Origin of the sequence: Cupriavidus taiwanensis, from assembly GCF_900250115.1 — a bacterium.
Lineage (GTDB): Bacteria > Pseudomonadota > Gammaproteobacteria > Burkholderiales > Burkholderiaceae > Cupriavidus > Cupriavidus taiwanensis_B.
Window position 1 is genome coordinate 1,173,205 of record NZ_LT984804.1, and the last position, 15,346, is coordinate 1,188,550.

The window sequence follows — 15,346 nt, forward strand, 5'->3', positions numbered from 1 at the left end:
AGCCTAAATAGCGATTTTCATCGAGGGTCTTTCCATGAAGGATATCTACGTCAAGTTCGGCAGCCCGGCAATAAAGGGCGAATCGCAAGACAAGGACCACAAGGACTGGATCGAGGTCAACACCTGGAAGCACAGCATCACGCAGCCGCGTTCGGCCACCGCGTCGACCGCCGGCGGCCATACCGCCGAGCGCTGCGAGCACGGCGAGATGGTGTTCACCAAGGATCTGGACGTGGTCAGCCCGCTGCTGTACCAGCATGTGTCGGGCGGCACCACGTTCGACGAAGTCACCATCGACTTCCTGCGTGCCGACGGTGAAGGCAAGCGCGTCAAGTACCTGGAGATCAAGCTGAAGAACGCCATCCTGGGTGCGGTGTCGGCCAACGTGGTTGCCGAGGGCATCCCCAGCGACAGCTTCACGCTGAAGTACGCTGCCGTGCAATGGAAGTACACGCAGCAGAAGATCGGCGGCAACCAGGGCGGCAACTCCCAGGGCGCCTGGAGCCTGACCAAGAACGACAAGACCTACTCGGTCTGACGTTCCTGCAGTCAAGCCTTGCCGCGGCAGCGTTGCCGCGGCATTTGCTCGTTCGCTTCCATGAAAGGCTTTGAGCCCAGCCTGCTCGACAAGCTCTTCGACGACGAGCCGCACGCGCCGCTGCCCAGCGCGCTGCGGCAATTGTCGCTGGAGGAGCTGAAGGCGGCCGTCGCGCGCGATATCGAGGCGCTGCTGAATACGCGCATCGTCCATGAGGATGCCGATTTCAACGGCTTGCCCGAATGCCGCCGGTCGCTGCTGACCTATGGCCTCAATGACTTCGCGGGGCTGAGCCTGGCCAGCTTCGATGACCGTCAGTACATCTGCCAGTCGTTGCGCAATGCGATCGAGCGCCATGAGCCGCGCTTGCAGAACGTCAACGTCGCGCTGTCGGTCAACGAGCGGGCCACCAGCGTGCTGTGCTTCGGCATCAGTGCAGTGCTGCTGGTGGGTCCCGCGCGGGAGCCGGTCAGCTTCGATGCCATGCTGCAGCCATCGACGCTGCAGTATTCGGTCACGCGAGGGCGGAGCTGACGCGCGGCGGCGCGTCAGGTTGGCTGTCGGAGCCACCGACCTCCATCGCTGCGTACCTGCCTCACTAGTGTCACCACCGGCCACACAGAATGGAAGACTTGCTGCCATATTACGAACGCGAACTGGCCTTCCTGCGCCGGTATTCGCGCGACTTTGCCGAGCGCTATCCCAAGATTGCGGCGCGCCTGGCAATGTCGGCCGATGGCTGCGACGACCCCCATGTCGAGCGAATGATCGAATCGTTCGCCTTCCTGTCCGCGCGCATCAGCAAGAAGCTCGACGACGATTACCCCGAATTCACCGAAGCGCTGCTGGAGGTGCTGTATCCGCACTACCTGAGCCCGTTTCCGTCCTGTTCGATTGCGCATTTCGACGTGGCCGGCATGGCGGCGCAGTTGAGCGCGCCGGTCAAGGTGCCACGCGGCACGTTGCTGACGACGCGACCGGTACGCAAGGTGGAGTGCCGTTTCCGCACCGCCTATGACGTGACCTTCCTGCCGTTGCGGGTCGCTGCCGCAGGCTTTGAGCGGGCAATGTCTGCCCCGTCGACGGTGACCTTGCCGAAGGGCGCAACCGGTGCCATCTCGATCGAGCTGGAGTTCCTGGGCGAGCAGGGCGGCTTCGATGCGCTGGGCCGACAGGCGGTACGCGTGTACCTGGATGGCGAGCCGTCATTCGTGGCGGCGCTGGGCGACGCACTGTTCCTGCACGTGGCCGCGGCGTATGTGGAAGAGCGCCCGGGTGTGTGGAAGCGCCTGCAGCGGGTGCCGTTGCGCGAGGTGGGTTTCGGCGCGGACGAGGCGCTGATCGACACCCCCTCGCGCTCGCATCCGGCATACCGCCTGCTGAGCGAGCATTTCGGCTTTGCCGAGAAATTCAACTTCTTCGATCTTGACCTGGATCCGGTTCAGCGGGCGCTGTTGCACGGCGGCGCCGTGCGCCGCGTGACGCTGCACCTGGTACTGACAGACGTGCGCAGCGACAGCAACACCGCGCGTCTGCTTGAAGGTCTTGGGGCTGCCCACCTGCGCCTGCACTGCACACCGGTGGTGAATCTGTTCCGGCAGAAGGCCGACCCGATCCGCATCGAACATACCGCCACCGCTTATCCGGTGGTGGCCGACAGCCGGCGCGCACACGGGTTCGAGATCTATTCGATCGACCAGGTGCAACTGGTGCGTGAAACCGCCGCCAGCCACGACGTGGTGGAGTTCCGGCCGTTCTACTCTCTGCACCACGGCGAAGACCCGGGCAGCGCCGCTCACTACTGGATCGCCCGCCGCAATGCGCTGGTAGCGGAACGCAGCCCGGGCTTCGAGACCGAGATCTCCATCGTCGATTCTGACTTCGACCCCGCCAGCCCACGCACGGAAACGCTGAGCCTGAGCGTGACCTGTACCAACCGCGACCTGCCCGCGTTGCTGGCGTTCGGCCAGCCCGATGGCGACCTGACCATGGAGGGCAGCTCGATCGCCCGACGCATCAGCTTCCTGCGCAAGCCCACGCCGTCGATGCGGCTGAGCAGCGGACGCTCGTCGCAGTGGCGGCTGGTGTCGCTGCTGGCGCTGAATCACCTGTCCCTGGTGCAGAACGGCCTGGCCACGCTCAAGGAAATGCTGCGCCTGCATGACCTGCCGCGCAGCGCGATCTCGGCGCGGCAGATCGAAGGCATCGTCGGCCTGGACTACAAGCCGACCACGCAGTGGCTGGCGGGCAAGCCGTTCGCCACCTTCGTGCGCGGGCTGGAGATCCAGCTGACGCTCGACGAAGATGCCTTCGTCGGCACCGGCCTGCATCGCTTTATCCGGGTCATGGATCATTTCTTTGGCCTCTATGTCCACCTGAACAGCTTTGTGCAGCTGGTCGCGGTATCGCGCCGCGGCAGCAAGGAACTGGCAAGATGCGCACCCCGCAGCGGCGAATCGATCCTGGTGTAATCCGCACGCTGCTGCGGCAACCCTACCGCTATGAGTTTTTTCAGGCGGTGCGGTTGCTTGAGCTCCACTATGCGCGCGAAGGTGCCGGCACGCCGGAGCAGGTGCTCGCCACGCGCGTCGCCTTCCGCAATACCCTGTCGCTGTCGTTTCCGCCGAGCGAGCTGCAGTCCATCGAGGCCGCCACGGGGTTGAATGGCGCACTTGATAGCGATGCGGCCTTTGCCCAGGCCCTGGCCGATGGTGCGCTGGACCAGGTGTCGATCACGCCCACCTTCTTCGGGATGCTCGGCGCGCAGGGCGCGCTCCCGCTGCACTACACCGAGATCGTGGCGGAGCGTGAAATCCTGCGCCGTGACCGCGCCGCACGCGCCTTCTTCGACATCTTTTCCAATCGCGCCACGGCGCTGTTCTACCAGGCGTGGAAAAAGTACCGGCTGCCGTTCCAGCATGAGGTCGACCGCAACCGGCATTACCTGCCATTGCTGCTGTCGCTGGCCGGCATGGCAGACAAGTCCATGCGGCGCGGCCTGTCAGCCACGGCCGGGGTCGTCCATGACGAAGCGCTGGCCGGGTATGCCACCGCCGTGCGCCACCGGCCGGTATCGGCCGCCTATTTGCAGCAGGTGCTGTCCGACTACTTCCAGGCTGAAGTGCGCGTGGAGCAGTTCGTCGGCGGCTGGTATCAGGTGCCGCCGTCACAGTATTCGCGGCTGGGCGGCACCAACAATCTGCTGGGTGCCACGGCACTGGCCGGGGCGCGTGTCTGGCAGCGGGACCTGCGCGTGCGGATCTGGCTGGGGCCGCTCGGGCGCGAGCAATATCGCAACTTCCTGCCCGGCGCCGAAGGCGCGCTGGCCCTGCGCAAGATGGTCACAGTGCTGTGCGGCGCCACGCTGGAGTACGAAGTGGGCCTGATCCTGCGCGCAAGGGACGTATCCGGCTGTGAGCTTGGCGCGCAGGGCAGCGGCCGGCTTGGCTGGGATACCTTCCTCAGCACCAGGCCCGCTCGCCAGGACCGCAGCGATGCCCGCTACACGCTGGCGCCCGTGCACTGAGCGCGGGCCCCATTTCCCGACAACGCGCACCACTAACGCAATTCAGACCTACCGGAGCCGAAGCCGCCATGGCCATTCCCCTCAAGACGTTGATCGCCAAACTGAATGCAAGCTGCCGGCAGGCCGCCGAGCGCGCCGCGTCGCTGTGCATGGCGCGCGGCAACTATGAGGTCGACCTGGAGCACCTGTTCCTGGCCTTGCTGGAGAACGCGCGCAGCGACTTTTCGGTGGCGGTGCGTGCCAGCGGCATCGATGCCTCGGCGCTGCAGCGCGACCTGGAAGCGGAAATCGCGCGCTTCAAGGACGGCAACACGCGCACGCCGGCATTTTCGCCTTATCTGCCGAAGCTGTTCGAACATGCGTGGCTGATTGCATCGCTCGACTCCCAGACCACTCGCATCCGCTCCGGCCACCTGCTGCTGGCCTTGCTGACAGAGCCGGCGCTGGCGCCGCTGGCGGTACGCGGCTCGCATCGCTTTGCCGAGTTCGATGCGGACCGCCTCAAGCATGATTTCGACAAGCTGACCGCCGGTTCCGAAGAGCGGGAGCAGGCGGTGGACATTGCGGGTGGCAGTGGGGCCACGGCAAGCGCCAACGGTGCCATGGCGGCACCCGCGCTGACCGCGACACCGGCACTCGACCAGTTCACCGTCGATCTGACCCAATCGGCGCGCGATGGCCGCATCGACCCGGTAATCGGGCGCGACACGGAGATCCGCCAGGTCATCGACATCCTGATGCGGCGCCGCCAGAACAACCCCATCCTGACCGGTGAAGCCGGCGTCGGCAAGACCGCAGTGGTGGAAGGCCTGGCGCAGCGTATCGCGACCGGCGACGTGCCGCCGCCGCTGCAGGGCGTGACCGTGCGTACGCTCGACATGGGCCTGCTGCAGGCCGGCACCAGCGTCAAGGGCGAGTTCGAGAATCGCCTGAAGAACGTGATCGAGGAGGTCCGCAAGAGTCCGCAGCCCATCATCCTGTTTATCGACGAAGCGCATACCATCATCGGCGCAGGCGGGCAGGCCGGGCAGAACGATGCCGCCAACCTGCTCAAGCCAGCGCTGGCGCGGGGCGAGTTGCGGACCATCGCGGCCACCACCTGGAGCGAATACAAGAAGTACTTCGAGAAGGACGCCGCGCTGGCACGCCGTTTCCAGGTGGTCGAGGTAGACGAGCCCAGCGAAACCCTGGCGGCAGCGATGCTGCGCGGCATGGTTCCGCTGATGGAGCGCCATTTCGGCGTGCGCGTGCTGGACGAAGCTATAACCGAGGCGGTGCGCCTGTCGCATCGCTACATCAGCGGCCGCCAGCTGCCGGACAAGGCGGTCAGCGTGCTCGATACCGCTTGCGCCAAGGTGGCGCTGGGGCAGAACGCCACGCCAGGCGCGATCGAGGACGACCGCAAGGCGCTCGAGCGCCTGGCCGTAGAACTGGCCACGCTGCAGCGCGAGCAACGCGCCGGCGCCGCGCACGCGGAGCGCCTGGCAACGCTGCAAGCGCAGCGTGCCGAACTGGAACAGCGCGTGGCCGCCGCCGATGCGCGTTTGGCGCAGGAGCGCGAGCTGGTGGCGCGCATCCAGGCGCTTCGCACCGCACGGGAGCAGGGCAACGATGCAGAGGCCGAAGCAGCCGAGCCGCCCATGGCCGCCAACAGCGATGTGGTGGCAATGCCGCGCAAGGGCAGCCGCAAGGCAGCCGCTGCGGCTCCGGAGCCCGACGAACTTGACGGGTTGCTGGCGCAACTTCGTGCACTCCAGGGTGAAGCACCGATGGTGCCGTTGCAGGTGGACGGTCACGTGGTTTCGGAGATCGTATCGGCATGGACCGGGATTCCCCTTGGCCGCATGGTCAAGGATGAGCTGCGCACGGTGCTGAACCTGAAGCCCTTGCTGGCCGCGCGCGTGATCGGCCAGGACCATGCGCTGGATGCAATCGCCCAGCGCGTACGCACCGCCACCGCCAACCTGGAAGATCCCAACAAGCCGCGTGGCGTGTTCCTGTTCGCCGGCCCGTCCGGCGTTGGCAAGACCGAAACCGCGCTGGCGCTGGCAGACATCCTCTACGGTGGCGAACGCAAGCTCATCACCATCAACATGAGCGAGTACCAGGAAGCGCACAGCGTGTCGGGGCTGAAGGGATCGCCGCCGGGCTATGTCGGTTATGGCGAAGGCGGCGTGCTGACCGAGGCCTTGCGCCGCAACCCCTACAGCGTGGTGCTGCTGGACGAGATAGAGAAGGCCCACCCGGACGTGCTGGAGATGTTCTTCCAGGTATTCGACAAGGGCGAGATGGACGATGCCGAAGGGCGGCCTATCGACTTCCGCAACACCATCATCATCCTGACGTCGAACGTCGGCTCGTCGGCCATCATGCAAGCCTGCCTGAACAAGCCGGCCGAGGAACTGCCTGACGCGGACGCCCTGGCCGAGATGTTGCGGCCGACGCTGTACAAGGCTTTCAAGCCCGCCTTCCTGGGGCGTACCAAGGTAGTGCCGTACTACCCGATCCCGGACGACGTGCTGGTCGAGATCATCACGCTCAAGCTGGGCCGCATCCGCGACCGCGTGGCAGCCAACCACAAGGCGGAATTCCAGTGGGACAGCGCCCTTATCGAGGCGGTGCTGGCTCGCTGCACCGAAGTGGACGCCGGCGCGCGTGCCGTCGACCATATCCTGAACGGCACGCTGCTTCCGGAGATCGCGCAGACCGTGCTGGTGCGCATGGCCGAGGGCGGCGGCGTCGACAAGATCAAGGTCACCACCGGAAGGAACGGTGAGTTCAAGTACCGCATCAGCTGATATCGGCATGCGTAGACTCGTGACATCGCGGGAGTAATTCATGGTTTCAGCGACCGACCTGGCCAAATTGCTTGGCGCCGCTTTCTCGCAGGCCAACCGCTTGCTGCGCCTGCAGACGCCCCTTGGGCAAGACGCGCTGATGCCGGAGCAGTTGCGGGTGGCAGAGCAACTCGATGGCGGCGGGTTCCGCATCGAGCTGACAGCGGTGTCGGATAACGCTGGCATCGAAGCGCAAAGCCTGCTGGGCCAGGCCGTGCGCGTCGACCTGCTGACCCAGCGCAGCCGCACCACGCTGCGGCCTTTCCATGGCCACGTCACACGTTTTGAGCGCGTGGGCGCCAACGGCGGGCTGGCGCGCTACCGGATGGTGGTCGAGCCATGGCTGTCCTTCCTGCGCCACCGCCGCGACAGCTTCCTGTTCCAGGACATTTCAGTGATCGACGTGGTGGACAGCGTGTTTGGCGACTACAACGGCCAGGGCAAGCTGGTGCCGGCGTGGCGCTGGGCGCTGCGCGACGCCTCGGCATATCCGCGCCGCAGCATCGTCACGCAGTACGAAGAAAGCGACTTCGATTTCGTGACGCGCCTGCTCGCCGAAGAAGGCTTGTTCTACTACTTCGAGCATGAAGCCGCCGATGGCGACGCACTTGGCACGCACCGCATGGTGATCGCCGATGCCAACGATGTCTTCCAGGACAACGAACAGTCCAGCATCCGCTTCGGCCGCGCCGATGCCACCGCTGCCGAAGACGTGATCGACCGCTGGCAAGGCGTGCGCAGGCTGCAGACCAATGCCGTGGCCGTGGCCAGCTGGGACTATCGTGCCAAGGCGGTGCGCAGTGCCGAGGCCGGTGCGCCGGCAGAGGGCAATTCAGCCGCGCCGGCCCTGCAGGACACAGATTATCCCGGCCAATACTGGTTCGAGGACGGCGACCAGGCACAGCGCCATGCGCGGCAACTGGTGGAGGCGCTCGAAGTACGGCGCTTGTCGTTCTCTGGCGAGGGCAGCGTACGCACGCTGGCGCCCGCCAGCCGCTTCATGCTGACCGGCCATTATGACTACGAGCGCGTGCAGGGGGACGAGGAGCGCCGCTTTGTCGTGCTGGCGGTGGCGCACGCGGCCCGCAACAACCTGAACGAGCGCTTCCGCGGCGTCATCGATCAATTGCTCGGAGTAGGCCAAACTACCGCCGGGCCTGCCGAAGAGACTTCGGCCGACGCGGACGTGCCGTTCTACCGCAACCAATTTACGGTAGTCCCGGCAAAGATCCCATACCGCCCGCAGCAGCTTGACGGACAGGGCCGGCAACTGCACCTCCGCCCCACCGTCATCGGCGCCCAGACCGCCGTCGTCATCGGCACGGACGGTCCCGTGCATACGGACCGCGACCATCGGGTAAAGGTCCAGTTCCACTGGCAGCGCGGCGCCCGCTCGGCCAGCCGGCTGTCCCATCCCGCCGGCGACGACAACGCCCGCGCCGAAGCCGGTTTGGGCAGTTGGGTGCGGGTATCGACCCCGGTTGCCGGCGCCAACTGGGGCGGTGTGGCACTGCCGCGAGCCGGTCAGGAAGTGGTGGTGGAGTTCCAGCATGGCGACATCGACCGCCCGGTGGTCATCGGCGCCGCCTACAACGGCCGCGGCCAGGCCAGCGCCCAGTACAACCAGAACCAGACCGGCGCCGCCAACGCCACCGGCAACGCACCCGCATGGTTTGCCGGCAGCAATGAGGCCGCCGATGGCAAGCAGGACGGCAACAGCCGGCCCGATGGCCAGCAAGGCCACGCCCACAATGCGGTGCTGTCCGGCGTCAAGACTCAGGCACTGGGCAACAGCCAGGACGGTACGGGCGGCTATAACCAGCTAGTCTTCGACGATACCTCGGGACAAAGCCGTACCTTGCTATCGACCACGCAAGCGGCCTCCGCACTGACCCTGGGCCATCACCTGGAACAGCGCGACAACGCCCGCCAGGCAGCACTCGGCCACGGTGCCGCGCTGGAAACGGCCGATAGCGGCGCCCTGCGCGGCGGCTCCGGCATGTTGCTGACCGCCCATGGCGCGGGCACCAGCGTGCCGTTGCTGGATAGCGAGGGGGCTGCAACGCAGGTGGAAAGCAGCACCGAACTGCTGACCTCGCTGGCCGATGTCGCGCGCAAGCAGAAGGCGGATTTACCGGAAGAGCCGGCTCCCGCCGAACTGCCGGCCATCGCTCAACTGAAGCACACCTCCGAAGTGCTGCGCCATACGGAAGCGGGGGCCGATGGCAAGGCCAGCGCCACTGCCTACAACGAGCCCCACCTCCAGGTCTCTGCGCCCCAAGGCATCGCCGCAACGACGCCCGCCGATGCGGTGCTGGTCGCGGGTACGCAACTGACGATGGCGGCGCAGAAGGATGCCAATGTGGCGGCGGGCGGGAATTTGTCGGTGGCAGTCGCTGACGGGCTGAGTTTGTTCACCCATGGCAAGGCTGGGGGTGAGGCCGGTGGGGGGATTGCCATGCATGCGGCGAGCGGGAAGGTGGGTGTTGCCAGCTTGCAGGGCGAGGGACGCATTGCAGCCGAAAAGCTGGTGACGGTTTCCTCGTCTCAGGGGGCGGTCACTGTGCAAGCCAAGGAGCATGTGCTGTTGAATGCGGCCGGGGCGCAGATCCGGGTGCTGGGGAACACGATCGAGGTGCATGCGCCGGGGATGACTACGTTCAAGGGGGCGCAGCATTTGTTTGTGCGGCCGGGGGGAGTGGAAGCCACTGCCGAGTTGACGCCGGGTTCGCTTGCTCAATGTGAGTGGAAATCATGACTACCGATGCTGTGGGAAACGCCTCCAACGACGTTTCCAATCAACTACGGCGTGCGTTTTTTCAAGCGAGAGAATTCAATGCCGAAATCTATATTCATGTGGTGTTGGATCCGAATCATCCCGTTGCGCCATTCGACTCTCTCCACCCGGACCATCTGAAAGAACGCGTTCCTTCGGTAAAGTCTCATCGATCGATGCGTACCGATTTTCAACACCAGCCGGCGCTTTGCCCCATTGTGGTGACATTGTTTTCCCCCGGTGATCGTGGTTATAGAGACGAAGAATTGTTGCAGGAAACCGCCGACAATGCGGTATCCCGGTGCACAAGCGTCAACGGATCCTATGTATGTGGGTGGATAGCCACTACCTTGAGCGGTGAAGACTTCGCCAAGAAAATCGCCATGTCCACTGTCATTACGCATCCGCTATCTGGACGAAAAGTGCTTCCATGGTTTGAACCCCATCGACTAGCGTTGCTTGTGGATCGGCATCCATCTTTCGCCTTGTCACGACTAACTAACATATCGAGTTGGTGGTTTGTAGACATGGCGAAACAACTTCGAGTTGTGTCACCACCGGAAGGTATACGAAATGACATCGTCGACCCGCCACGCTCGCTGCTCCCGTTGTCCGGCCGGCAGATTAGCGCTGTCTGGGACGGTCAGGAGCGCATCCGAGAAGGGAGGTTGGTTGGCATGGCGATGCGAAAGGCAGGCCTTCCATTGCCGGCATTCCCGGAGCTGGCTATGGATAAGGCTGTTGGCCAGGCCCATGAATGCGGTCTGCACGGCGAACAAGATGTGGTCTTCTTCGCAATGAACAGCCTCACGCTCAGTAAGGATTGGTTCCAGCATCCGGTGGTGCAAGCTGCGCTGGAGACGCTGGCCGGATCGGATGATTTGACGTTGGCGGACATTCTCGCCGGACAATCAGACGCGGTGTTGGACGAAATTGCACTATATGAAACCACCGGCAGTGCGCCAAGGTGAGAAAGATACGAGGCAACGATGTCGAAGACTACAAGCTCCGGACCCGCAAATATGGCCACCGTCAGTCAGGCGCAACAGAAACCTTCCGCAGGCGCTTCAGCGCTGCGTGCCAATGCAGATGCGGCCAAGAAATGTGCGCCGGGAAATAAGAGCGGAAAGTGCGGATTTTGTGATCGGGAAGGGTATCCGATTCTTCCGGTGCGCTACGCTGTCGTGCCCAGCTACCTGCAGAACACAGGGACGCTGCCGCTCAGCGCCGTTACGACACTTGATTCATTCGAAAAGAAGCGGCTTCGATTGAGTAAGTATGTCTTGCGCACGTTGCGAAAAGGCTTCGTTCATGTGTATTTGGGCACCCCCGGCGTATGGCAATCGTACGTAGTGACGACAGATGGCTATCTTCGTCTGCTGGCGGATCCTGACGATCCTGACTGGAAGGTCGACCGGCCGATGACTACCGCATGCAAGCGAGACGGACACAATATTCCGGCCAGCTTCATCACTATCCCACCTGGATATGAGAAGGTTTGGCTGGCATTTGCGGAAGACGTCTGGTCATCCTCCGTCCGTGCCACTTACGAGAAAGCCCCCGATAAACGGATGCAATCTTGTCAGGTCAGCGCGCTGGCCTCGACGCCCGGGAAGGCAAAACATGCTTTTGAAATTGGGCAAGGACAATCTGGGCTGAATGACCTGGTGTTTGAGTACGTTGATGAAGAGCCCCAGTACACTAGTCGCTGCTCCTACGAGGGAGGCTATTGGAATGACAAAGGCAGGCAACAGAAACAAAAGGGCCGTCATTGGCAGAGCCTCCATGGAAATTTTCCGAGGGCGGGACAAGGCCCCGCCCTGGCAAAATTCGCCGCGTCAGCGATGGAGAGGAGAAGCAAGAGCGGAAAGCCGGGGAAAGTTGCGGCTTTTGCTCTCTACGATGCTGTCGGGATAGTCAAGGAGTTGAACGGCCAGACTCATGATCGCATCCAATGGCGTCAGGCATACTGCGGTGCCGTAGCGCGTCCGCTGCTGATCTCCCAAGCCATTGTTGGCCTGAAGAAGCAAATTGCCGTGGCGACTTCTCAGGCAATCGAAACCGATGAGAAAGCTCGTGGGGTAGGCGATCGGGTCACCACGTCGTATGTCGTCGGAAATCCGAACTATACCCCCGACGCGGTCCAGACAGTGACGACGACACGAAAGGAGCGCATTGAATCAAAGAGTAAGGAGGGCTGGAACAGGCTTCAGGAGCGGTACAACGAAGCGGAGCGAGTCAAGTTCGAAGAGCAATACGTCCAGCAGATGACGACGCTGACGAATGGCATAGGCGACGCGGATGCCGATTGGGAAGTCTGGGCCCGCTCGAACGAATGGAAGGTCTGGCTCGGCGACTATGATCTAGAAAGACTCCATGAGAACGTCAGGCTGATGGTTATGTGCGCCCCCTGTCTCGCGGGCGGGCCACAGGGCAAAGCTGGGGTCAAGCTTTGGGAGGACTGGCTTACCAACGAGAAGGATGCCACTAACCCGGCCGGCTATACCATTCCCTATGCCGCGATCATGGGCGGCCGCAAGGACTTACTGAAGTACTTGTTCCCGAGTGGCGCCAAGCCATGGAAGGAGGATGAGCTGAACAAGGGGGACAAGCTATATGACACCGTCAAAGGCATACTTGGTTCCGACGAACTCAAGGCCCCTGAGAAGTTCAAAAACTTCATGGACGACAAAGTCCAGCAGGCGGCAGCCCATTTGCTTGGGGCCATCGAAGGCGCTGCATCGCAGATGTCCGACAAGACGACGGACGCAATTGATGTCTGTGTCCGCAGGGCAACGCAGGCAGCACTGAAGTTGTATCGCAACGCGACTCCAATATTTCTCCAGGTCAGGATGACTGTCGGGCAATACGTGGATATGCTGAATCAGCTGTCGCGTAAAGGATCTGATGCCGCCAAGAAGCTGACAGATGTCGCCGGCCGGAAGGCACGCAGCGTTCTGCTCGGGGGGATTCTTACCATCCCTAATGACAAGGTGAGGAACACGGTCATCGAAGTCACCCTTTGGTCCTTCGAGGAAGCGGAGCAGCTGAAAACGACCATTGAGGCTTCGGTTGCGAAGGCCAGGCAGCAGATGGTCGAGATCGGTGCGGGGACGGCAAGCGCTCTGAAGATTGCAGGCGTGACGCTGAGCAGGGAGGCCGTACAGATTCTTCGGCCGCTGGAGCATTCAGTAAGGCTGTTGCCAGGCGCTGCAAAGCTTGTGGCGCGGGATGTTGTGGCGAAGAGCTTGAAGATCGTTGCGGGAAGCGGTGAGCCACTGTTGGCCTTGGGATCTCTGCTGCTCCAGTGTTGGTCATTCCGGGACTCGAAGAAGACCATGGATGCGGCTGTCGGCCCGCAAGGGGGCATCGAAGCCAAGTTGCCTGTGGCATCAGCAACCCTTGGGATCTTAGGCGCGATGTCAGAGCTTGGTGGTCTGGGGCTTAAGGCCATGGGGAGCGTTCGGGCGGAGTCCTTTATGAAAGCCGGTGCGTTTCTTGGCGCCATCTCGCTAAGCTTGGATGCAATACAGGCCGGCTGCACAGGATTCCGTGCTTGGGAACAAGGCGATAAGAGCGCGGCAAGGGCATATGGAGTAGCCGCCGTGGCATTTGGCGCTGGTGCTGTTGTCGGCTTTGCTTCTGGATTTTCTACGGCACTTGTTGGTGGGCTTCTCGGAATCGGGCCTTTGGGATGGGTCCTCCTATTGACCGCGGCTGGTGTCATGCTTTATTGGTGGGCAACGTCCTTGGAGTCTACGCCGGTGGAGATTTGGCTTGACAGATGCTATTGGGGCTATGGGAAGAGAGCGGAAGGGAAATGGATAGACGGGCAGTTGAACGAAGAACTGGCGGATCTAAACGCGCTTGTGTTGGGGCTAGGTGTCGAACTGGGATTCAACGACGATTGGTTCGAAACTACGAGTGGCTTTGATACACTCAGAGTGAAATTGAGTTTCGCAAACTTCGATGGGATGCGCTCCGTCTATGAGTGGAAGGTGAAAGCGATTGATGGGCGAGGGCAATCGCAATTGGTGATGGCCGGTGGGCGCGATGCCCAGGTAATGCCGGAATTGCGCGCGGCTTCATCCACAGCCACTGACACGTCGTTGAAGTTCCGGAACCGCCAGGGTACAGGACGGACCGAGAACGGAGCATATGTTGTCGAGGAGAGTGTAGAGGTAAACACGCGTGTCTACAAACGTGCTCAGATTGACGTCCGATACTGGCCTGACAGGAATGATACAGACGGATGGGCAGAGAAGTTGATTACAGTAAGCGATTGAAATGACAGCTAAGCGATCTCGACTTGAGCCCCAAAGTCCTTATTGGTACGAAGACCTGCCTGAGCGGACATTTTGTCTCGAAAATGATGTGCCGGATGTCGGGGAGGATTTGCTGCACCTGGATGGCCATTTTCTCGAACTGTCGCGTGGAAGCTCCATGCAACGCGGAGCTGGATTGCTCATTGGCGGAGGAATGCTGATTGGCATTGCATCTGCGGCGAAGTTTATATTCTCGCTGCTGACGGAAGATGTCTCGGAAGCTCCTGTTCTGACGGCAATATTTGGTTGTGGTTTGTTGGCTTTTTTAATTTTAATTATTTATGTAATTAAGAAGGACCTTTGTACGCCGCGCGATCTGCCGATTCGTTTCTATCGAAACACTGGGCGCATCATGTCTTTAGAATATGTCCCTAAATTTAATCCTTTTGCGAAATGGGAGGTTGTTCAAAGGGAATTGGATTGGCACAATTTGTCGGCAGAGATGGCGAAGATGGTTGGCTACACTGGTAAGGTGTACTCGGTGCGATATTCGCTAATTATTGCTGAATGTCATCCTGGTACTGATAAGGTGAAACAACGCATTGTCCTCAAAGCTGACGAGATTTTTCCGATTGCACTGCATCGCATGTGGGCATTCGTTCGATGCTATATGATCAATGGAAAAGCTGGCCTGCAGGTGGGTCGGCGTTCTAAGGGAATAAGTTTTTCGCGATGTCTGCTGCGCTATTACCCTGTGCTGGATTTTACAGTGGAAGGGAGGGAGCGTCGTAGGAAGCTCCATGTAACAGCATTACTGTACAATGCGGTGGTATTTATCCCGCTGTTTTGGTTGTTCCTTCCACTCAGTTTCTGCGAATTTGTGGCGATGAAGGTAGCACCTGAGCCGAGGTGGCCCAACCCGGCCATGGGTCAACGCTAATAGAAATCCAGTGATAAGAACTTTGAATGTGCGCGGGATCCGTCGTTCATTACTGCAGATTGGATATTTCTAGCCGCGTGGCCGCTGTTTGCGCTATGTGTCATCAAATTCATCTGGCTCAAAGACTTCCCCACTACCCAATCCGCTTGAACCGCAAGAACAGGATGGTCTACGTGTTCCGGCCCAACGGTCCGGGCGGTGTGCTGACCGTACCTTGGCACAAGGCCTGCTTTCACATCGGCCGATCCAGTCCGGCCGCTGGGAGTGCGAGCCACTACAGCTTCGATCTGCGTTGCAATGTCCTGGGCGATCAACGCATGGTGCGCGATACCTTCGCCGTCGGCATGGATGGCAGCACCAGCCGCGGTGCGGTACTGGAACATTTGGAGAAGGTGCGTCGCTAATATGGAAGAAGGCCCGCGGAGCCTGCCATTCCCACCGCTGGGGATGCGGAACGGATCGGG

General features: G+C 61.7%; 10 protein-coding genes. All 10 read left to right on the plus strand.

The window, feature by feature from the left end; genetic code table 11:
* Positions 1 to 34: 34 nt before the first annotated feature.
* Positions 35 to 538: an Hcp family type VI secretion system effector gene (locus CBM2586_RS22155; protein WP_012355844.1), complete on the plus strand. Its 504-nt coding sequence runs from the start codon at positions 35 to 37 to the stop codon at positions 536 to 538.
* 60 nt (positions 539 to 598) lie between these two features.
* Positions 599 to 1,072: a type VI secretion system baseplate subunit TssE gene (gene tssE / locus CBM2586_RS22160; RefSeq protein WP_115664801.1), complete on the plus strand. Its 474-nt coding sequence runs from the start codon at positions 599 to 601 to the stop codon at positions 1,070 to 1,072.
* An 89-nt stretch (positions 1,073 to 1,161) separates the two neighbouring features.
* On the plus strand, positions 1,162 to 3,009 hold the full coding sequence (gene tssF, locus CBM2586_RS22165) for a type VI secretion system baseplate subunit TssF (RefSeq protein ID WP_115689809.1): 1,848 nt from the start codon (positions 1,162 to 1,164) through the stop codon (positions 3,007 to 3,009).
* The gene (gene tssG, locus CBM2586_RS22170) at positions 2,973 to 4,064 is read left to right on the plus strand and encodes a type VI secretion system baseplate subunit TssG (protein WP_115689811.1); all 1,092 of its coding nucleotides are present in this window, start codon (positions 2,973 to 2,975) and stop codon (positions 4,062 to 4,064) included. The genes tssF and tssG overlap by 37 nt, the downstream gene beginning before the upstream one ends.
* A gap of 68 nt (positions 4,065 to 4,132) precedes the next feature.
* A complete protein-coding gene (gene tssH, locus CBM2586_RS22175; protein ID WP_115689813.1) occupies positions 4,133 to 6,862 on the plus strand; it encodes a type VI secretion system ATPase TssH in 2,730 nt (909 codons plus the stop codon).
* Positions 6,863 to 6,902: 40 nt separating this feature from the next.
* Complete coding sequence (locus CBM2586_RS22180; protein ID WP_115689815.1) at positions 6,903 to 9,659, plus strand: type VI secretion system Vgr family protein; 2,757 nt, start codon at positions 6,903 to 6,905, stop codon at positions 9,657 to 9,659.
* Positions 9,656 to 10,648 (plus strand): hypothetical protein, encoded by a 993-nt coding sequence (locus tag CBM2586_RS22185; protein ID WP_145987432.1) that lies wholly within the window; start codon positions 9,656 to 9,658, stop codon positions 10,646 to 10,648. Before CBM2586_RS22180 ends, CBM2586_RS22185 begins: the two co-directional genes overlap by 4 nt.
* A gap of 51 nt (positions 10,649 to 10,699) precedes the next feature.
* Entirely contained in the window at positions 10,700 to 13,963 is a 3,264-nt protein-coding gene (locus CBM2586_RS22190; RefSeq protein WP_145987433.1) for a T6SS effector BTH_I2691 family protein, read from the plus strand.
* Between the two features lies 1 nt (position 13,964).
* Positions 13,965 to 14,882: a DUF6708 domain-containing protein gene (locus tag CBM2586_RS22195; RefSeq protein WP_145987434.1), complete on the plus strand. Its 918-nt coding sequence runs from the start codon at positions 13,965 to 13,967 to the stop codon at positions 14,880 to 14,882.
* A 146-nt stretch (positions 14,883 to 15,028) separates the two neighbouring features.
* Positions 15,029 to 15,286 (plus strand): hypothetical protein, encoded by a 258-nt coding sequence (locus CBM2586_RS22200; protein ID WP_145987435.1) that lies wholly within the window; start codon positions 15,029 to 15,031, stop codon positions 15,284 to 15,286.
* Positions 15,287 to 15,346 lie beyond the last annotated feature (60 nt).

What these genes read in the sequence shown, in the direction of transcription:
- CBM2586_RS22180 (WP_115689815.1), top strand. Translation starts at nt 6,903, where the DNA reads ATGGTTTCAGCGACCGACCTGGCCAAATTGCTTGGCGCCGCTTTCTCG.
- tssG (WP_115689811.1), top strand. Translation starts at nt 2,973, where the DNA reads ATGCGCACCCCGCAGCGGCGAATCGATCCTGGTGTAATCCGCACGCTG.
- CBM2586_RS22185 (WP_145987432.1), top strand. Translation starts at nt 9,656, where the DNA reads ATGACTACCGATGCTGTGGGAAACGCCTCCAACGACGTTTCCAATCAA.
- tssF (WP_115689809.1), top strand. Translation starts at nt 1,162, where the DNA reads ATGGAAGACTTGCTGCCATATTACGAACGCGAACTGGCCTTCCTGCGC.
- CBM2586_RS22195 (WP_145987434.1), top strand. Translation starts at nt 13,965, where the DNA reads ATGACAGCTAAGCGATCTCGACTTGAGCCCCAAAGTCCTTATTGGTAC.
- tssH (WP_115689813.1), top strand. Translation starts at nt 4,133, where the DNA reads ATGGCCATTCCCCTCAAGACGTTGATCGCCAAACTGAATGCAAGCTGC.
- CBM2586_RS22155 (WP_012355844.1), top strand. Translation starts at nt 35, where the DNA reads ATGAAGGATATCTACGTCAAGTTCGGCAGCCCGGCAATAAAGGGCGAA.
- tssE (WP_115664801.1), top strand. Translation starts at nt 599, where the DNA reads ATGAAAGGCTTTGAGCCCAGCCTGCTCGACAAGCTCTTCGACGACGAG.
- CBM2586_RS22190 (WP_145987433.1), top strand. Translation starts at nt 10,700, where the DNA reads ATGGCCACCGTCAGTCAGGCGCAACAGAAACCTTCCGCAGGCGCTTCA.